Here is a 19,456-nt window from a genome sequence, read left to right on the forward strand (position 1 = left end):
TATCTTCAAATATAATCTGATATAATTACCCTACAATAATAAAATATTTTTTAGTTTAGAAGCGTATGAATACTTTTCAAAATGAATATGATCAATTGAATAAGGAACTATCCTGTATTCAGGAAGATCTTACGCATTACCCCAAAGGTAACATTCGAAAGCGTATGATAAAAGGCAAAGAATACCATTATCTCCAATACCGAGAAGGCAAACACGTTAAGAGCCGTTATATCAAATCAGATGATGTCAGCAAACTTCAACTTGAATTAGAAACACGGAAAGATTTGGAAAAACAGGCTCAAGAAATTGAAAACAGGCTTACTATGTATGCAAAACTCCTTGGAATACATAGGTCATATCGTCCTGTGAAGGATGTAGATTATGAAAAGTACACTCTATTCATGTCTACTGTGGCACATGATCACAAGTCCATGAGTCAGGAAGAATTCTTAAAAAAATATGATATTACTAAATACAGGGGTATAAATAAACGATATCTCGCTGGCTATCTGGATTATATTTGTGATATTGAAAGACCTATAACCAGAAAAACCAACGATCTTGTCCTGGATCCGTATACCTATCTTATGTATTTTAAATATGATCAAAAAGACGTTCTAAACGAAGAGCTCCAACGAGCTATTCCTGCCTTCTTGTGCAGAGGTTTACTAATAACAAATGTTCAGGAGGCAGTAAATGTCCCATCTAACAAGTGAAGAATACCTATCCAAATCAAACATTGAAGAATATCTCGATGCACTAGCTCAAAAGATCATTGAAACAGGCATTGGAAAACATACAATTCTAATAGTTGGTGGCGCAGCCATGGCACTTAAATATCATGATGGGAGATCCACTGTTGATATAGATATCTGTTACAGAGAACAAAACAATCTTTACTCATGCTGCCAGTCAGTTGCAAAAGAAAACAATCTTCCTGATGATTGGATGAATGCGGATGTCATGCACTCTGATTCGTTTTCATTTGCACTATTTGACAATGCTAAGCTATTTAAGACATATCGTAGCATTCTTGATGTTTTTCTTGTTGATGACCTTGATTTATACTGCATGAAGTTGGTATCCTTCAGGCCAAAAGACATACAAGATACGGAGGTTCTCTCCTCTTCTTTGAAACAAGATGGAATAACTCCCAATAAAGTCATCAGCAATTTCACCCGGCTGTATGGTGATGAATATTTACTTCGAAATGATATCCACAAGCTAAAGCTTGTGGACGCACAGCTTTTGTAACGTTCTAACGTAATATTGACTATAAATAGATTTATGTTATTCTATACTTAATCAGTGAACCCTACTGTGAGTGGGAACTATAAAAGCGGTGAATCCTACCGTTAAGTGGAAACTACTGAAGGCTGCACTTTGTTGTAGCCTTCTTTTTTTGACAAGACTAACAAAATCAAGCCTTTGATATTATCGCTTGTTTTTATCGCTTGTTTACATCCTCTTCTATTTGACAAAATACAATAGTTGATCCAAAACAGTAGTCTTTTCACATTTCTGCTTTATAATTTTGATGTATTTTGCTATTATTTTGATAGAAGCAAAGCTTTAGGTGCGCTGACACCTATAAAATCTGATATCTCAGCTGCACATGTTGGGCAGCAAGTTGGCAGGCAACGGAAAAACCTGACAATTCAGTTGCACATGTTGGGCAACAAGTTGGCAGACAACGGAAAAATCAGCAAAACCAAAAATGGTGAAAGCTGTCCTATGGGCAGCTTTTTTACTCTGACAATCGATTGAAAAGTGAAAACAAAATGAAAACAAATTGGTGGATGACGTTTGAAATCCGCATAAATACAGGGATTGCAGAGCTCAAGACTCTTCAAGTCCCCCTCTCGCTACTAAAAAAAGGAAAGCATTCGTTGCTTTCCTTTTTTATTTATCTCTACGCAATTATAAAACTTTTATAAACATCATTACGCTCACACATATATCTCCCATGGTAATTTATAATAAAAAAAGAAAATCTTCATTTTTTATTGCCCTACCCGGTTTTCATTCGTATACATAAATAACTGGGTCAAATGATTCCTAAAAAGAAGGAGGAAATGTGATGGAGCAGAAAAACGAGAACAAAGCAATTCTTAATGATAATGAGCTTGAGAACGTTTCAGGCGGCGTGAAAGCAGGTGTGGCTGGCGTGGCTGGCGTAGCTGGTGTTGCTGGCGTGGCTGGTGTTGCAAGCAATGCAGGTATTGCAAGTGAAGCAGGTATTGCAAGCAATGGAAAGAAAGGACGTTTGAGCAGCCTTAAGTCTGACGGAGCATTGTCAAGATTTTAAAGAATTCGTAGTATAAAGACAGCGTTATTCATGAATGCTGGTGATAGAGGCCTTCTATGATGAAATATCACAAGAGGGCCTTTTTTCGGCGTTTCTACATTTATTGAATGGAGAAAAACTAATGAGGAAAAGGCAAATTGTTGTTTGTGGTACCCTGATAGCTGGTATGCTTCTATATGGCTGCGGAGCTGGAACTGGCTCTCAAGACGCCAATAGCTCTTTTACCCAGAAACAGGTAACCGTATACGAAAAAGATGCCACTGAGCAATCTGAAATCACCTGTGTGTTTAACGACGATATGCCTAATGTTCCCTATGTCAATCTGGAACAATATCTGGATCTTGTCTATGGCGAGGATTCCGATTATACGCTGACAGGATGGGGAAATCATTATACGGTCATCGGGAAAAATAAGAATACCGGAAAGACCGGCAGTAAGTTAAAGATCAATACCCAAAAAGAAACGCTGACCTTTGAAGATTTTGAGGAATTTGTAGTCGGAAAAGCAGATGGGACCATGGTAGATTATGTAAGCACAACTCTTGTGTCCCGGGAAGGCGACCCAAAGGTAACCTATGATCTGTCAGGATATGGAATAGATATCCATGCCCAGAACGGACAGGTTTTCCTCCCACTCTCCACCTGGTCGGATATATTAGATCAGAGCCTGACCTATTCTGATTATATCGATGGAGCGATCTATTTTATCAGGGAAGATTCCTCCGGAGCAGATGCAGCGGATAATATTGCGGCTAAAGAGAATGAGTTTTTTGAAACTCTGACCAGAGAACAGGATGTGGCTGCCTACGCGTATCGTGAGCTGTGCTTTGCACTTGATAACCTCTACGGAAGACCGGGACGGGCCCTGTCTCCGGAATTTGTGGAGAAACTAAGCACCCTTGGACTTGATAAAACCCTGGAAGAAGGCGGGACGCTAAATGGAATTGACCTTAAACAGATGAAGACCTATCTTTCTTCCACAAACAAAGCAGAATACGCACAGGGACTTATCATGCTGGATGATCTGCTGTTTGATGGAGGCCATTCCTTCTTCAGTAGTTCTTTTATTTTCAGGCTTATTAATAACCAAGACCTTGAAGTGAGCAAAGACTTCCGAAGGCTCCTTGATGAAGATTCCGCTTCCAAAGAAGCGGCCAACAAGGTTTTAGACCTTTGGGAAAAAGTTTTTGTTACGGCCAACAGACTGACTGCCCAGCGCCTGGAAGGATTCGGAGAACCCTCCAGGACTTGGGAAAATGAAGATGAGCAAGAAATTGCTTCTATTTATCTTTTTAACAATACAGCAATCTTCCAGTTTGATGAATTTGATGATGATGTGATCATCCAGGATTCCGGAGTAAGGCCCTTTGTGGAAGCTTTAGAATATGCAAAAGAAAACAAGTGCGATAACTTTGTTCTGGATCTTTCCACTAACGGAGGCGGAAGTGATCAGACCATGGGCTACATCCTCAGTATGATCTATGAGGATAATGCTTTCTTCTACCACTATAATGTAAATACTGGGGCATGGAAAAAAGGTATTTTCAACGCAGATAAAAATCTGGATGGTTCCATAGATGAAAAAGATGCGGACGTAAAAAACGGTTTCAACTACGCTATCATGATATCAAGATATTCATATTCCTGCGGAAATTATGCGCCCACACTGGCAAAGGAGCGAGGCATTCCTTTGATCGGGGAAACTTCCGGAGGAGGAGGGTGTCTCGTTAACATGCTGGCACTGCCAAATGAATGTAACTACTATCGCATTTCCTCTAACATAGCCATGACTGATTCCCATGGTATTTCAGTTGATGGAGGCATAACTCCCGATTATCCCCTGTCAGTAAATCCGGATGACGCAGCTGAAACAACGCTTTATAATCCCAAAGAGATTGTTTCTATCATGAACAATCATTATCGCTAAGAAACGTGTGGCGCTAAGCGCGCATAATAAAAACCGGAAACATCACCTTGATGTTCCCGGTTTTTCCTTTATACTCACATCTTAATAAGTTCATACTCTCTTGTTCCAAGTCCGATCTTTTCGCCGTGCTCTAAGGTCTCTTTCCACTTAACATTTGGGTTGGAGTCAAGGAAGTGGTCGTGGTGATGGTGCCAGCCTTCCTGAGCAAGGTGGTCTCCAAGCTGACTGTTGCGAACAGGCTCAGCTGCAAGGCAAAGATCTGCGCAGGCCTGATCCAGAGCTACAGGGTCAAAGGATGCCAACATTCCGATGTTTGGAAGGATTGGAGCATCATTCTCTCCATGGCAGTCGCAGTTAGGAGAAACGTCCATAATAAGACTGATATGGAAGGTTGGCTTGCCATTGCAGATTGCAGCTGTGTACTCTGCCATCTTGCAGCAAAGGGCCTCTTTCGCACTGTCCTGCTGGGCGCTGATGGCGTCAAATGCGCAGGCTCCGATACATCTTCCGCAGCCCTTGCAGAGATCCTGGTTAATAAAGGCTTTTCCAGATTCATAGGAAATAGCATCTGATCCGCACTCTCTTGCACAGATATGGCAGGATCTGCAAAGCTCAGGGTCAACTATGGGCTTTCCGTCGTTGTGCTGCTGCATCTTGCCGGCTCTGCTTCCGCCGCCCATTCCAATGTTCTTGATGGCTCCGCCAAAGCCTGTCATCTCATGTCCCTTGAAATGAGAAAGGGAGATGATAATATCAGCATCATAAAGAGCTCTTCCAATCTGAGCTTCCTTGCAATACTCTCCGTTCGGTACAGGTACTACTGCTTCATCTGTGCCCTTAAGGCCATCGGCAATGATAACGTAGCATCCTGTAGTAACACTGTTAAAGCCGTTTACCTCCGCATTGTAGAGGTGATCTACCGCATTCTTACGGCTTCCGGGATACAGTGTGTTGCAGTCTGTAAGGAAGGGCTTTCCTCCAAGTTCCTTGACAAGGTCAGCCACAGCCTTCACGTAGCCGGGTCTTAAATAGGACATGTTGCCCAGTTCTCCGAAATGCATCTTGATGGCAACAAACTTCCCCTCAAAATCGATGCTATCGATCCCTGCTCTTCTTATGAGGCGCTGCAGTTTTGCTGTCTGTGGAACATCCAGCTGGGTCCTGAAATCCGTAAAAAATACTTTTGCCTTCTCCATAAAAATCTCCTTACCTGAATCGCCGTTTTCCGCCGCCAATTTAATGATAACATTATATCTTTATTTCAACTACTCAAACAACTCTGCTTTCACCATCATCAGAATAGAGATCATAGGAGCCTGGCTCTGCGCCATGACAAATAAATGTCAGATCTGAAACGCCCACTTTTCCCATGCTCTTTTCAGGTTTTGCCAGAGGCAATACATGGCCCTTTCGAACAAACACAAGGATCTCATTAAGCTCTGCCCTGACATAATGGTCCCCGGCACTCATAACATCTTCATCATAGTCATCAAATGCCCTGAATCTCACAAGTTTCATCTCCTCAGGCAGATAAACATATCTTCCCTGCGCATTCTGGGTATAAACCGGAGCCAGCATTATGCTCTCACCAAGAAGAAGCTGATCCTCCACAAGTGCGCTTCTGTCGTCATCATACTCAAAGCACAGGGGCTTAAAGAGCATCCTGTCATTTAGCGCAGCCTTCATAAATTCCGAGTACAGATAAGGGATCAGCGCATATCTTAGCCTTATAAAATCCCTGAGCACCGGCACATTATCAAAGCGATACAGTTCCTGCCTTCTGGTGTATCTTGCAGAGTGATTTCTGAAAAGAGGTGTGAATATGCCAAAGGCTGTCCATCTAAGCACCAGGTCCTCTGTGGTATCACTTCCGAAGCCGCCAATATCAGCGCCAGTGTACAAGAATCCACACATATTAACAGCCGGCATCTGCTGGATATTCAAAAGCAGATGTGACCACCAGGAATGGTTGTCGCCGTGCCAGATACCGCCATAGCGATGCATTCCGATATATGAAGACCTTGAGAACATCAATATCCTTTTATCCGGAGAAAGCTTTTCAAAAGCCTCCCCTGCTGCCCTTGTCATGTTATAGCCAAAGAGATTATGAACCTTGTCGTGCCTGATCCTCCTGCCCTTATATTCATGATAAAAGCGCTTGTAATCCTCCGGATTATTATCAATGGAGCCAACCAGATCCTTAAAGTCAAAGAACGACTGCACATCCAGGTTCTTGCCCTTATAATCCTCTATCTGCTCAAAAACTTCCTCCAGATGATCCTGGATATAGAATATGGCCGGCTCATTCATGTCATTCCAGAATCCGTCAATTCCCTGGTCCATCAAAACCTTATACTTATTTCCAAACCAGGCTCTGGCCTCCTCATTCAAAAAGTCAGGAAAATGCACCTTTCCCGGCCAGACAGCAGCCACCAGGTTTTCGCCATTATCTTTTTTTACAAAATATCCCTTTTCAACGCCTTCCTCGTATACATCGTACCCCTCTTCGATCTTGACGCCGGCATCAATGATAGGCACAAGATGGATGCCCCTTGCTCTCATCTCCTCTACAAACTTCGGGAACTCAGGAAAAGAGCTATCATCTACTGTAAAGTCCTTGTACCTCTCCATGTAATCAATATCAAGATAGATCATGTCCAGCGGGATTCCAGCTTCCTGGTACTTATCAGCCACCTCCCGGACTTCATCCGCAGTCATATAGCTCCATCTGCTCTGGCCAAATCCAAAGGCCCACCTTGGGGGAATATAGCTCCTGCCAATGATCTGTCTGAACTGACTGACGATGTCCAAAACGCTGTCGCCATCAACGATATATATGTCAGCATCGAAATCTTCAAAAGCCACAGTCAGCTTATCAAGCTTTGAATATCCAATGTCAAAGTTCACCTTTCCGGGAGTATCCACATATACGCCAAATTGTCTTTTCTTAGAGAACACCACAAAGAAATTCTGTGATGCATAGAGGGAGTGCTTATTCTCGGTATGATTGGGATCATCCGAATTATTGCTGCTGTACAGCCATCCCCTCTTATTTATTCCCCTTACAGTTTCACCAAGTCCAAAGACCTTGTCATTTTTTTCAAGCAGAAGAGACAGCTCTTTTCCCTCAGTATCCATTGAAAAATAGGGAATGCTGCCCTCTGTTATCTCAATTTCTTTTACCACCGAATCCGTTGGGATCGGCTCTCCAATCCTGTACTTTCTGATCATAATTATGCCCTCCGGTAAAAAAATCTTATCACAAAAGGGAACTGTCAGACAGTTCCCTTTTTTCAAGGCTATACACATTTTTCATTCACATAAAATATCCAAAAGTTCTTTAAAAGAACTTATGTTGTAGTCAGCTCGTCCGCTTCCTGCTGCGCCTATGGCTACAGCATCCATTCCCGCTGCATGAGCGGCAGTAATTCCTGCATCTGCATCCTCTACCACAAGACAGTCAGATGGGTTTTCTCCAAGGAACTGAGCTGCCTTAAGGAACACCTCAGGGTCCGGTTTTGATCTGGTAATCATTGTTCCGTCAGCCACCTTGTCAAAGGCATCCGTCAGTTCGCATCTCTCAAGGATATATGCTGTGTTCTTGCTGGAAGAACCTATAGCAAGTCTGTATCCGGCTTCCCTAAGCCCAAGAAGAGTCTTTCGAACTTCGTCTGTCACATCATCCTTTGTCATTTCTCCAAGGCTTTCCCTGTAGATGTCATTCTTCTCCTCCAGATACTCTTTTTTCTTATCCTCTGGGATCGGGTCACCCTGATATTTTTCAAGAATGATGTCAAAGCTCTCTTCTCTGCTGACTCCCCTTAATCTGTCGTTGTCTTTCTCAGTAAAGTCTATTCCTAATCTGTCGGCAAGCTTTTTCCATGCCAGGTAGTGATACTTGTCGGTAAAAACAAGTACTCCATCAAGATCAAATATTATTGCTTTATATTGCATTTTTCTCCCCCGGTAAGCCTATAACGCTCTTTTCCATGGCTGAATTCAAGATCTTCCCCGCTTACAAGTTCCACCAAAGTCTCTTTAGCATCTACAGAAACTTTGATCAGTCTGCCATGATACCCAAATTTGAAAGAATACCCCTTAAGTGTTCCCGGCAGGAAAGGATTGATGGAAAGGCCCTCCTCGTCAATTCTTATGCCGCCAAAGCCATAGATAAATGCCATGTAGGAGCCACCCATATTGGCTGTATGTACTCCATCTGCACTGTTTCCATGAAGGTTTAAAAGATCCAGCTTTGCAGAATCTCCGAAATACTCAGCTGCTTTGTCATATAATCCAAGTCTTGATGCCTGCATTGAGAACACGCAGGTGGACAGGGACGAATCGTGAGTCGTTATCTTCTCGTAGTACCTAAAGCTCTTTTCCATGGTCTCGACGCTTGCGCTGTCAGGGAAAAGAAAATGAGCCAGAACCGTATCCGCCTGTTTGCAGACCTGATATCTGTAAAGGTGCAAAGGATGATAATGAAGAAGCAGTGGGAACTCCTCCTTTGGGGTCGAAGCAAGATCCCAGACGGGCTTTTGAAGGAACGAATCATCCTGAGGATTTATTCCAAGTTCTTCATCATAGGGAATGTAAATGCTCTCTGCCGCCTTTGAAATATCAAGGATCTCCTTATCAGTGAGAGCAAGCTTTTGCTTGAGCGCTATGATCTCAGGAGTGTTGGCAAATTTTTCTAAAAGCTTTATGGTCCATTTCATTCCATGGGCTGCTGCACAGTTGGTATAGAAATTGTTGTCCACCATGCAGGTGTACTCGTCAGGACCTGTAACTTCGTTAATAACAAAGCGGCCCTTGCGATCGTAGTTTCCTGTATCCAGCCACAGTCTTGCTATCTCAACAAGTATCTCCGCTCCTTCCTTCAGGATGAAGCTCTCATCTCCGGTTGCAAGAAAGTACTGAACGATTGCATAGGAAACAGCGCCATTGATATGGTACGCAGCTGTTCCGCTGGGGAAATATCCAGAGCACTCTTCGCCGGTTATGGTACGCCAAGGATAGAGTGCACCCTTTTTGTGCCCAAGAAGGCCGGCGTTTTCCTTAGCCTTCTGAAGGGTCTTATATCTGAAATGTAGTATATTTCTTGTAAGCTTTGCATCAGTCAGGGTAAAGAAAGGAAGTGCATACATCTCTGTATCCCAGAAATAATGACCTTCGTAGCCCTCTCCTGTAAGCCCCTTTGCAGCCATGCTGTATCCGGGTGTCCTTGGAGCTGAGCAGAATAACTGATACATATTGAAGCTCATGGCAAGATCCAGGTCGTCATCGCCGTAGATCTCCACTGCTGACTGATCCCAAAAACTTTTAAGGATCTTTGTCTGTCTATCGTATAAGTGCTCAAGACCGCTTCCATCAGATCCCACCTCTTCCAGGGCATCCTGTAGGACCGCCATAGCGTCTTTTGCCGGATCTTCACTCTTCAGTGAGTCAGAAAAAGAAGAGAACTTTACGAGGCGTATTTCCTGTCCCTCTGAAATATGCCCTTTGATATAAGTGCATACCCGCCTATCATCGGTATTGTCATACACATCGATATAATCGTCCTCGCCTATCAGGATGTTGGAAGTGGCTGAAGCAATACTTATGTTACTTACCTTTGTACTGCTCACACAAAAGATGGAATTGTCAATAGCCTCAGCACAATTGACCGTAAGGTAAGATGGACTTTCTGCTGCAAGTCTTGGATCTGTTGGATCCGAATAGTTTGTGACATTACCTATGTGCCAGGAATCAAAAACTATCTCACCATCAAAGTCCATGGAAGTAACACTGTATTCAATAGTGAAGAGCTGGGGGATGTCAAAGTGAGTCATCCTTTTTGTAACTATCTTTACCGTATTGCCAAGGGGGCTCTTCCAAAGGATCTGCCTGGAGGTGAAGCCATTGTCCATGTCCAGGATCCTCTTGTTGGAGATGATTTCCCCGGTTCCCAGGTCAAAGCGCTCTCCACAGATGTAAAGATCTATGGACTGTGTATCCGCCACATTTAGCATTGTCTGCTTTTGTTCAACCAGATTGCACAGACTCTCAGCCTGCTTCATGGGAATGATCTCATAGACCCCCGCCAGGTACATCCCTCGCATGGTATTAAAGTCATCGGGCACACCTTCTTCAAGTGTGCCCCTGACTCCAATGTACCCATTGGCATTTGAAAACAATGTTTCATTTAATCTAAGTGTTTTGTTGTCGTAGTTCTCGTCTCGTATAATGACACGATTACTGTTGTGCATAATATGCCTCTATTGCTTTCTGAAGTGTATCAAGGAACTGATCTGTATCTTTAATTGAGCCCTTTGCAAAATCCTGGAATACTACGGATGTTACATTCTGGGCAAGTCCTGCTTTCCAGCCCTGCCAGTGCCAAGCTGAAGTCTTTCCTGCTGCTGTATACTCACCGATTGTTGCTGCATAAGGATCTTCAGGAGCATACTTTGATGAAGTGAAAGGTGAAACGCAGCCGCACTTCTCAGCAAGGATCTGCTGTCCCCCTTCGTTTTCTGAGCACCACTGGATAAATGCCTTGGATGCTTCAACGTTTCCATCACTGTAAAGTCCCCACCAGTTAGGTGAATTTGTCTGTATTGTGTCCTGACCCTCGATGAATGCATAAGGGATCATTCCTACTTCAAAGTTTCCTGCCTCAGCGTACTGATCAGCATAGGTTGTTGTCATAGATGCACCAATCCAAGATCCCTGAGTTACGAAAGCGTACTTTCCGCTTGCAAAGCCAAGAACCTGATCATCATAGGATCCTGAAATACCCTTAGGGTCTGTGTACTCATTGAAAAGAGCTACCATCTCTGCGAAAGGCTTAGCACGGTCCATATCAAGCTTTCCGCCATCATTGATGAGATCAAGATATGTTGTATCGTTACGCGCAAGTCCGGAATCAAGGTATGTTCCAAACAGGTGCTGTCCAGCTGTCCACCAGAGATTTGCGGACTCTGTATAATAACCAACAACTGCTGTGAGGCCAAGCTCATCCTTCATGGAATCAAGCTTTTCAAAAGCTGCTCTCATGCTCTCAGGACCTGTGATAGACTTAGGATCAATTCCTGCCTTGTCGAGGATTGACTTGTTGTATGACAGTCCAATTGCCTCTGTCGTTGTTGGAAAACCATATACATGACCATCAGCAGCTACATACTCAGCCTCTGTATCCTTGGTCCATGCTTCATCTGAAAGATCAGCAAGAAGGTCTTTCCAGGTCTCATAGTGTGTATCACCTTCAAATACGAAGATATCCGGCATATTGCCTGCCTGATAGTAGTTCTTAAGGATTGCCTGTGTATCCTGTCCACCACCAATTGTATCGATGGAAACTGTTACACCGGTCTGCTCCTTATAAGTGTCTGCAAGGATAGCCAGGCCTTCCTGTATCTCAGCCTTGTTATTAACCAGTCTGATTGTTGTTCCTTCAGCATCATCAGCTGTTGCTGCAGGTGTCTGAGCCGTTGTGGCTTTCTGTGTAGTTGCGTCAGATGATGTGCTGCCTGTAGTCTCTGTGTTACCTGTAGTGGTAACTCCACAGCCTGCCAGTGCAAATGTAATTGTTGATGTTGCTGCGAGCAAAAGTGCTAATGCTTTCTTCTTCATGTTCTCCTCCTTTATTATGAAAAATGCTTCGTTCGCTCTGATGCTTATATACTAAGCAATTCACTAAATAATCCGCAATAATGCATGTTATTTTTGGTTGTTTGATATAAAAAAAGGCCTTCCATATGTAATTTTCACACATGGAAGGTTTGTAATTTTACTAAACTCAGATATATTTTACTAAAATCCTTTACTATTTTAGTAAAAACCGGTTAAATATCAGGTTATCACTTATGGGAAAGCTGTGCTGTCTTCCTCCATTTCACCCTGGCTCCGATCCTGTAGGTCTCATAATCTCCGGATCCATCCAGTATACTCAAAAGAGCCTGTCCCGCCAGAAAGCCTCTCTCATAATCCGGAACACTTACCGTAGTCAGTCCCATATAGCGGGAAATAATTATATCGTCAAAGCCGCATACCGAAATGTCCTCAGGCACTCTAATGCCATTCTCTGTAAAATAGCGGATCGCTCCAATGGCCATCATATCGTTGGCACAGACCAGGACTGATGGCATCTTATCCTGAAGCATGATAAGCCTTGCTGCCTGAACTCCGCTCTTTTCTCTCCAGTCCCCCTCGTACAGATCATTTCTGTTAAAAGAGATCTTGTTGGTCTTAAGGACATCCCTGAAGGCGTTATAGCGTTCCTTATTGTCAGCTGTGTTCTGCCCCGAAAGAAAGGCAAAGGACTTATATCCCTCATCCACAAGCTTTTGTATAAGCTGTCTCTCGCCCTCGTAGTTATTGACGATCATGGCCTTCACATTGGGATGATCCAGTTCCCTGTCCAGGGTTATTACCGGAAGTCCCTTGTCTGCCACAGCAAGAACCTGGGAATCCAGTATCTGTGAGCTTAAGATTATGCATCCACAGACCTCATCCGGATCGGAATAATGGGCAAGGTCATCGCCGTTGCAAATAAGAATATGATATCCCTGTTTGCCCACGTAATCACTAACTCCATGAAGTATATCCAGGTAAAAGAGTGTATCAAAATCACTAAAGCTGACGATAATGGTCCGCCTCTTTCCGTCTATTCCGTTTTGTTCCTTGTGAATATATCCCAGTTCATCAGCGATCTTAAGGATCTTTTCACGAGTCCCCGCTCCCACATTCTTTTTCTTGTTAAGAACATTTGAAACCGTGGTCATTGACACACCGGCCTTTAAAGCTATTTCCCTGATTCCAACCATGGCATTCTCCCTGCGATGATCTTACAAAAACAACTCCTAAACTACACTGTCACATAACAAAAGCTCTTTTCACCCTCACAGTAATGAGGTTTGCTATAACTCCAATAATAACACCTGTAATGGTTCCAATTACGATAAGGAAAGGAAGGTAATAGATAAGACTTCCGGTTTCCAAAACCAGCATTGCAACTATGATCTGGCCCACGTTATGGAATACGCCTCCAAGGATACTCACTCCCGTCATGGAAAATTTCCCGAATCTCTTGGCGATCAGCATCACAAATAAAGAAAGTGCTGCTCCTGCCAGTGAATACATCATCATGGACAGATTTCCAAAGGTAAGCCCCACCAGCACTACTCTTATGATGGAAAGGGCGATGGCATCTCTTTCTCCCACGGTATAGAGAGCCACCATGACCGCCAGATTGGCCAGACCAATCTTAGCTCCCGGTATTCCTATATTTATGGGCAGCATAAATTCAATATATGAAAGCACAAAAGCCAGTGCAACAAAAAGCCCTAAAAAGGCTATCCTTTTATTCTTCATCAATATCACTCCAAGCTTAGATCAGTAGGTTGATCCGTCTATGTCGTTGTCCTCTCCGCCTTTAATCTGCACTATCAGCTTGTTGGGCAGGCAGACGATGGATTCTCCGGAATACTTTATCCGGTTGTGGTGAACACAGATCTGGTCCGGACAGGAAGCCTCCACAACATCCGCATATCCTTCGGAAATGGTAAGGATATTGTAGGAACCGTCTGCAAGCTCTATTCTCTCACTAGCATCCTCTGAAAGAGGGTATGAACCGTAAACTGCGCCATCGATTGTCACAACAGCAACTGCCCCATCCCCTGTATTATTCTTTTGCCAGATTCTTATGCCTGCGATGGTAAAAAGAGTAACCACCAGTATCATAGCAATAAGAATGAAATCATTTTTCTTCATTTATTTAACTAACATATCCTCATTTTTTGACAAGCAGAAATCAGACCACCTTGTGTATCCACTTGCCCTTAAGAAATCTTATGCTAAATATGATACCACGCATTCCCCAATCACTGAACATACCGATCCAGACGCCCATAGGTCCAAGGCCTGCCACACGGATAAGGTATGTTGCCAAAGAAACCCTGCAAAGCCACATGGTCAGCGTAGCTACCAGCATTGAGAACTTCACATCTCCTGCGGCTCTCATACCGTAAGCTATTATGAAGGATGGCGACCACAAAAGTGGCTTAACAATGGTGATCCAGCCAAGCATGTAGATGCAAAGGGCTGCGCTCTCCTTCTCCATTCCTGCAAGAGCCACCACCGGCCTTGAGATCCCATAGGTGAAAAGACAACTTGCAAGAACCACAATGTATCCCCAGCCTATCATCTTCTTGACATAGTAGACTGCCTCGTCCTTTCTTCCTGCACCAAGGCACTGGCCCACAACTGTCATAAGGCCGATTCCCACGCCACATCCTGCAACGCCGTTCACGTTCTCGAAAATGTTGGTCATGGCCTGAGCTGCTATGGCTGTAGTTCCAAGGATTGATACAGAAGACTGGATCGCCAGCTTACCGAACTGGAACATGGAATTCTCGATACCGTTTGGAATTCCCATGGCCAGGATCCTTTTTATCTTGCCAAAATCAGGCTTTAAGCTCCGGATAGAACTGATGCTTATCTCCCTCTCTTTATTGCTTAACAGAGTCAAAAGAACTGCTGCTGAGAATAACCTTGACAGGAGCGTCGCCAGGGCTGCTCCAAGAACTCCCATGTGAAAACCAAAGATAAAAAGTGCATTTCCTGCTACGTTAAGAATATTGGAGACAATAGCCACATTCATTGGAAGCTTAGTGTTGGACTGAGCTCTGAATATGGCTCCGCCAGCAGCAGAAAGAGCTATCCCCGGATATGAAAGGATACTCAAGAGAAAATAGGTGCTGGCAGCTTTCATAACGTCAGCCTCTATCCTTCCAAATATCAACGACAAGAGACTTCCCCTGAAGATAAGACATACCACAACAATGATGGCAGATAGGGCGCCTGATACAAGAACAACCTGGGCTGCAGCTTCATTAGCTCTTTTCATTTCCTTCTGACCAAAGTAGGTGGAACATATGATAACGCCTCCTGTAGCCATGGCAGCAAAGGCCTGCACTACCAGGTTATTGATGGAGTCCACAAGAGAAACTCCCGAAAGAGCTGCTGCCCCCACGTTACTGACCATCATGGAGTCCGCCATGCCCATAAGGGAGTTTAAAAATTGTTCAGCTATAATAGGAATCAGCAACAGGAAAAGTTTCCTGTTGCTGAAAAGATGTTTTGTGTCCATATTATTTCTCCCGCGATATACGGATTGCTCCGCTTACGCTCTCGCAATCCTACGTCCATTCGGAAATCGATCCACTCGTTCCTCGTGTATCTTTTTTCCTCATGTACGTTGTGTCTTCGAGGTAACAACCTCCTTTGTGCAAGCACAGGAGCTTGTTACTTCGAATCCACCTATCGCTCACATCCTCTCAGGAGCACTAAATCCGAGAAGATCAATACCGGTCTCAAGGACCTTAAGTGTAATTGCAAGAAGTGCAATGTAGCTCTCCTTCTTGTCAGGGTCTGCCTCGGTGAGGATCTTTGTACCGTGGTAGAAGCTGTTGAAGGCGTTACTGAGTTCGTAGATATATCCGCAGATCCTGTTAGGAGCAAGATCCCTTGCTGCGCTCTCTACTGCATCAGCAAATCTTGTAAGGTTCAGCATAAGTTCCTTCATTGCAGCGCTGTCAGGGTTGCCAAGCTTAGCTTCCTTGACATTTCCGCCCTCTGCCTCGTACTTCTTAAGAATAGACTTGATACGTACGATGGTGTAAAGGATGTATGGACCTGTATCTCCCTCGAAGGAAGTGAATTTATCAATATCGAAGATATAGTCCTTAGCAGGCTGATTAGAAAGATCACCGTACTTAAGGGCTGAAAGAGCAACCTTCTTGGCTGTGCTCCTTGCCTCTTCCTCATCGATGTCAGGATTGCTTTCCTTGATCCTGTTGTACATCTTCTCGTTGATCTCCTGAACCAGGCTCTCAAGGTGCATTACGCCGCCTTCTCTTGTCTTGAAAGGCTTTCCGTCAGGACCGTTCATGGTTCCGTTTCCAACGAATCTAAGATCTGTCTCAGGAAGAGCCAGCTTAGTCTTCTTAGCTGCACGGAATACCTGCTCAAAGTGAAGAGACTGTCTCTTATCTGTGAAGTAGTAGATAGCCTCAGGGCGGTACTCCTTCATACGCTCCTGTATAGTTGCCAGGTCGGTTGTAGCATAAAGAGCTGCTCCGTCAGACTTAAGGATCATGCATGGAGGCATTTCTTTTGTATCTGACTCCTCTGCAACATCAACAACAAGAGCACCCTGGCTCTCATGAGCATAGTCGTGCTGCTTCATGTAATCAACCATTCCGGGGATAATGTCGTGTACATCTGACTCACCCTTCCAAAGGTCAAAGTGAACATCAAGGCTGTCATAGTTCTTTTTAAGATCAGGAATAGAAACGTTCATGATGTGATGCCATATAGCTCTGTAAGCCTTGTCTCCGTCCTGCATACGCTTTGTTGCTTCAAGAGCCTCAGCCTTATACTCTGCTGCAGCCTTCTTTTCTTCCTCTGATGCATCATCAGCTACCTTGGTCTTTCCGCTGGCAACAGGGTAGATCTCAGCCAGTTCCTGGATTGTGAAAGGTGGCTCTTTGGGGAAAGGTCCCTTAAAGTCAGGATCAAAATATGGAAGCTCAGGATGACGGCACTTAAGCTCTGTGATGATAAGTCCCATCTGAAGTCCCCAGTCGCCCATATGGATGTCGCCGATAACGTTGTTTCCGGCATACTTAAGGATTCTCTTAACTGCCTCACCGATTACAGCTGGACGAAGGTGTCCAACGTGCAAAGGCTTAGCCACGTTTGCTCCGCCGTAGTCCAAAATGATAGTTGGCGCATGGCCCGGCATTGTTACACCCATGTGCTTCTCGTGAAGCATCTTAACCACGTAGCTTCTTACGAAATCTCCGCTTACTGTGATATTAAGAAATCCCGGCTTAACAGACTCCACCTTTTCAAACATGTCGTTATCCTGAAGTCTTGCTGCCACGTCATCTGCAATAATGAAAGGAGCTTTTCCGTATTTCTTGGCTCCTGCCATGGCTCCGTTACACTGATATTCGCAAAGATCAGGTCTGTTGGAGATTGTTGCCCTTCCAAGCTCACGGTCATATCCTGCTGCCTCAAAAGCATTTCCAACTTCCTTTGAAATAAGCTCAAGTACCTTTTCCAAATTTTCATCCTCTTTCTATAATTGTTGTTAATTGATTCTGAATAAAGTGCACTATATTATATATTATTTTTTGAAAAACTGCACCCACAAAAGTTCTGCCTGTATAGACCAAATTTCTGGGACAGCTCTATTGAGCGCTTGTAGCCCTCTTTTTTCTTGAAGTCAGAGGGTAAAAAAGCTATCCCTTCTCTAGCAGCAGCCTCTTCGCCAACTTCATTCAATACCTGGGCGTTTTTAAGTGGGCTGATGGTCAGGGTAGTTGTCATGTAGTCAAAGCCCTTTTCCTTAGCTACCCTGGCAGTTTCACCAAGTCGCAGTTCAAAGCACTTCCTGCACCTTTCGCCACCTTCCTTACAGGTCTCATACCCTCTTGCTGCTTCGTAGAAGACCTTGGGGTCATAGTCACCCTCTATTATCTCGATCTTCCTTGCCCTCTCATCGGAGTGCATTCCTACAAAGTCCTGAAGTTCCACCTGCTTGTTGTATTCCTCTATAAGCCTCTTTTCCTCGATGACTCTTTTCCTGTATTCCTCACCATCAGTGATGTTTGGGTTAAAAAAGAATACGGTCACATCAAAGTACTGTCGTAGAAACTCCAGACAGTAGGAGGAACAGGGCGCACAACAGGCATGCAAAAGAAGTTTCGGATAAATCCCATCCTTTTGAAAGGCGTTTATACGCTCATCAAGCTCTTTTGAATAATTCCTCTTGTTCATATTCCAAGTCCGTTTATAATCTCATCCACTATCTCTTCAGGAGTCTTGCCATCTGTATCAATAACAAGTTCCGCTGCTGCGTCGTACTTTTCTGAGCGGTCAGATAGCAGCTCTTTTATCCTGGCTAAGGGATCTTCAGTCTGAAGAAGTGGCCTTGTGGTGTCTCCCTTTACTCTTTCATAGACTGTCTCAGGGGTGGCCTTTAAGTAGATAACTTTTCCGGCCTTTTCAAGGAGCTTTCGGTTCTCCTCCCGAAGGGGAAGTCCGCCTCCAAGAGAAATCACCATGTCTCTCCAGTGTTCCCCTACTATTGTCTCTAAAAGATCTGTCTCCATCTGACGGAAAGCTTCCTCTCCATCAGTCTTAAATATATCGCTAATGATGCGGCCTTCAGCCTCTTCAATGGCCTCATCCGTATCCATCAGCTCCAGCTCAAGTCTGTCAGCAAGGAGCTTCGAAACAGTGGTCTTGCCACTCCCCATAAAGCCCTCAAGGATAATGTTTCTGGCGCCGTTCACTTCCAGCATCAGGCTCTTGTAGATCTCATCTGCCTGTTCTTTCGTGATCTTCACATTCCTGTCAGCATTCCAAAGCTCGTATGCGTCAACTCCCTGGTACAGGAGCATCTTAAGCCCTGAGAAAGTCTTTGCTCCCGCCTCCTTGGCAAGCTTAAGGAACTTGGTCTCAAGAGGCCTGTAGACCACATCCAGAGCAGCATAAGCGTATTTGTAGAACTCTTTATCCTCGATAACAGCACTGTTTACATCAGGGAAAAGACCTACTGATGTGCACTGCACTACGAAATATCTCTTTTCGCTTTCGACTACCTTTTTGTAATCGGCGATGTCCATGGGGATCACTCTCTCGTCCCCAACGTCCTCGGCGATCTCCACTGCCTTTTCAAAGGTGCGGTTCAAAATGTATACCTTTGAAGCTCCCTTATTAACGCACAAATGAGCAGTTGGTCTTGCTACACCACCTGCTCCTAATATCACTACGGTCTCTCCTTCAAGCTCTATGCCCTCTTCCTGCATAGCCCTGAAAAGACCTGTCATATCTGTGTTATATCCGCGATATCCCTTAAGAGCCTCATCCCTTACCAGGGTATTTACAGCCCCTACAGCCTCTGCCATGGGATCCACGTATTTAAGGTAGGGGATCACGTCGCTCTTATAGGGCACTGTCACATTAAGACCGCGAATTCCAAGTTCAAAGGCACCCTTTACAGCAGCCTTCAAGCCATCCTCAGGAACCTCAAAGGGCACATAGACAAGGTTTGTATCTGTCTGCTGTGCCAGAGTGTTATGAATAAGAGGCGACATGGTGTGCCTTACAGGGTTTCCGATTATTCCGCAAACTAAGGTGTTACCGTCAGTGTAATTCGCCATAGCGAT

The 19,456-nt window shown here is 44.2% G+C and carries 16 protein-coding genes; 4 read left to right on the plus strand and 12 right to left on the minus strand.

What is annotated here, in order from left to right; translation table 11 throughout:
* Positions 1-164 precede the first annotated feature (164 nt).
* From BO18_RS02205 to BO18_RS02220, 4 genes are all read left to right on the plus strand, one after another.
* The gene (locus BO18_RS02205; RefSeq protein WP_185752322.1) at positions 165-716 is read left to right on the plus strand and encodes a hypothetical protein; all 552 of its coding nucleotides are present in this window, start codon (positions 165-167) and stop codon (positions 714-716) included.
* On the plus strand, positions 697-1,254 hold the full coding sequence (locus BO18_RS02210; RefSeq protein ID WP_034443227.1) for a DUF6036 family nucleotidyltransferase: 558 nt from the start codon (positions 697-699) through the stop codon (positions 1,252-1,254). Before BO18_RS02205 ends, BO18_RS02210 begins: the two co-directional genes overlap by 20 nt.
* An 826-nt stretch (positions 1,255-2,080) precedes the next feature.
* Positions 2,081-2,308 (plus strand): bacteriocin, encoded by a 228-nt coding sequence (locus tag BO18_RS34665; protein WP_034443228.1) that lies wholly within the window; start codon positions 2,081-2,083, stop codon positions 2,306-2,308.
* A gap of 121 nt (positions 2,309-2,429) precedes the next feature.
* Complete coding sequence (locus BO18_RS02220; RefSeq protein WP_034443230.1) at positions 2,430-4,235, plus strand: S41 family peptidase; 1,806 nt, start codon at positions 2,430-2,432, stop codon at positions 4,233-4,235.
* A gap of 74 nt (positions 4,236-4,309) precedes the next feature.
* On the opposite strand, the gene BO18_RS02225 is transcribed toward BO18_RS02220, so the two are convergent.
* The 12 genes from BO18_RS02225 to aroE form a co-directional block, all read right to left on the minus strand.
* Entirely contained in the window at positions 4,310-5,431 is a 1,122-nt protein-coding gene (locus tag BO18_RS02225) for a DUF362 domain-containing protein (RefSeq protein ID WP_034443232.1), read from the minus strand.
* Positions 5,432-5,504: 73 nt separating this feature from the next.
* Positions 5,505-7,466, minus strand: a complete 1,962-nt coding sequence (locus tag BO18_RS02230; protein ID WP_034443234.1) for a glycoside hydrolase family 31 protein — start codon at positions 7,464-7,466, stop codon at positions 5,505-5,507.
* A gap of 81 nt (positions 7,467-7,547) precedes the next feature.
* Positions 7,548-8,189, minus strand: coding sequence for a beta-phosphoglucomutase (gene pgmB / locus BO18_RS02235; RefSeq protein WP_034443236.1), 642 nt, complete (start codon positions 8,187-8,189; stop codon positions 7,548-7,550).
* On the minus strand, positions 8,171-10,483 hold the full coding sequence (locus BO18_RS02240) for a glycoside hydrolase family 65 protein (protein WP_051688446.1): 2,313 nt from the start codon (positions 10,481-10,483) through the stop codon (positions 8,171-8,173). Before BO18_RS02240 ends, pgmB begins: the two co-directional genes overlap by 19 nt.
* On the minus strand, positions 10,470-11,849 hold the full coding sequence (locus BO18_RS02245; RefSeq protein WP_034443238.1) for an ABC transporter substrate-binding protein: 1,380 nt from the start codon (positions 11,847-11,849) through the stop codon (positions 10,470-10,472). Before BO18_RS02245 ends, BO18_RS02240 begins: the two co-directional genes overlap by 14 nt.
* Before the next feature lie 227 nt (positions 11,850-12,076).
* Positions 12,077-13,042: a LacI family DNA-binding transcriptional regulator gene (locus BO18_RS02250; protein WP_034443240.1), complete on the minus strand. Its 966-nt coding sequence runs from the start codon at positions 13,040-13,042 to the stop codon at positions 12,077-12,079.
* Between the two features lie 49 nt (positions 13,043-13,091).
* A complete protein-coding gene (locus BO18_RS02255) occupies positions 13,092-13,589 on the minus strand; it encodes a Gx transporter family protein (protein WP_034443242.1) in 498 nt (165 codons plus the stop codon).
* A 21-nt stretch (positions 13,590-13,610) separates the two neighbouring features.
* Complete coding sequence (locus tag BO18_RS02260; RefSeq protein ID WP_034443244.1) at positions 13,611-13,988, minus strand: NusG domain II-containing protein; 378 nt, start codon at positions 13,986-13,988, stop codon at positions 13,611-13,613.
* Positions 13,989-14,028: 40 nt separating this feature from the next.
* A complete protein-coding gene (locus BO18_RS02265; RefSeq protein WP_034443246.1) occupies positions 14,029-15,366 on the minus strand; it encodes an MATE family efflux transporter in 1,338 nt (445 codons plus the stop codon).
* 177 nt (positions 15,367-15,543) lie between these two features.
* A complete protein-coding gene (argS, locus tag BO18_RS02270) occupies positions 15,544-17,346 on the minus strand; it encodes an arginine--tRNA ligase (protein WP_034443248.1) in 1,803 nt (600 codons plus the stop codon).
* Between the two features lie 56 nt (positions 17,347-17,402).
* The gene (locus BO18_RS02275; RefSeq protein ID WP_034443250.1) at positions 17,403-18,062 is read right to left on the minus strand and encodes an epoxyqueuosine reductase QueH; all 660 of its coding nucleotides are present in this window, start codon (positions 18,060-18,062) and stop codon (positions 17,403-17,405) included.
* Positions 18,059-19,450, minus strand: a complete 1,392-nt coding sequence (gene aroE / locus BO18_RS02280) for a shikimate dehydrogenase (RefSeq protein ID WP_034443252.1) — start codon at positions 19,448-19,450, stop codon at positions 18,059-18,061. The genes BO18_RS02275 and aroE overlap by 4 nt, the downstream gene beginning before the upstream one ends.
* Positions 19,451-19,456: the final 6 nt, after the last annotated feature.

This window comes from Butyrivibrio sp. AE2032, from assembly GCF_000702965.1.

Coding starts and splice junctions, on each gene's coding strand:
- BO18_RS02205 (WP_185752322.1), top strand. CDS start 165: ATGATAAAAGGCAAAGAATACCATTATCTCCAATACCGAGAAGGCAAA.
- BO18_RS02210 (WP_034443227.1), top strand. CDS start 697: ATGTCCCATCTAACAAGTGAAGAATACCTATCCAAATCAAACATTGAA.
- BO18_RS34665 (WP_034443228.1), top strand. CDS start 2,081: ATGGAGCAGAAAAACGAGAACAAAGCAATTCTTAATGATAATGAGCTT.
- BO18_RS02220 (WP_034443230.1), top strand. CDS start 2,430: ATGAGGAAAAGGCAAATTGTTGTTTGTGGTACCCTGATAGCTGGTATG.
- BO18_RS02225 (WP_034443232.1), bottom strand. CDS start 5,431: ATGGAGAAGGCAAAAGTATTTTTTACGGATTTCAGGACCCAGCTGGAT.
- BO18_RS02230 (WP_034443234.1), bottom strand. CDS start 7,466: ATGATCAGAAAGTACAGGATTGGAGAGCCGATCCCAACGGATTCGGTG.
- pgmB (WP_034443236.1), bottom strand. CDS start 8,189: ATGCAATATAAAGCAATAATATTTGATCTTGATGGAGTACTTGTTTTT.
- BO18_RS02240 (WP_051688446.1), bottom strand. CDS start 10,483: ATGCACAACAGTAATCGTGTCATTATACGAGACGAGAACTACGACAAC.
- BO18_RS02245 (WP_034443238.1), bottom strand. CDS start 11,849: ATGAAGAAGAAAGCATTAGCACTTTTGCTCGCAGCAACATCAACAATT.
- BO18_RS02250 (WP_034443240.1), bottom strand. CDS start 13,042: ATGGTTGGAATCAGGGAAATAGCTTTAAAGGCCGGTGTGTCAATGACC.
- BO18_RS02255 (WP_034443242.1), bottom strand. CDS start 13,589: ATGAAGAATAAAAGGATAGCCTTTTTAGGGCTTTTTGTTGCACTGGCT.
- BO18_RS02260 (WP_034443244.1), bottom strand. CDS start 13,988: ATGAAGAAAAATGATTTCATTCTTATTGCTATGATACTGGTGGTTACT.
- BO18_RS02265 (WP_034443246.1), bottom strand. CDS start 15,366: ATGGACACAAAACATCTTTTCAGCAACAGGAAACTTTTCCTGTTGCTG.
- BO18_RS02275 (WP_034443250.1), bottom strand. CDS start 18,062: ATGAACAAGAGGAATTATTCAAAAGAGCTTGATGAGCGTATAAACGCC.
- aroE (WP_034443252.1), bottom strand. CDS start 19,450: ATGGCGAATTACACTGACGGTAACACCTTAGTTTGCGGAATAATCGGA.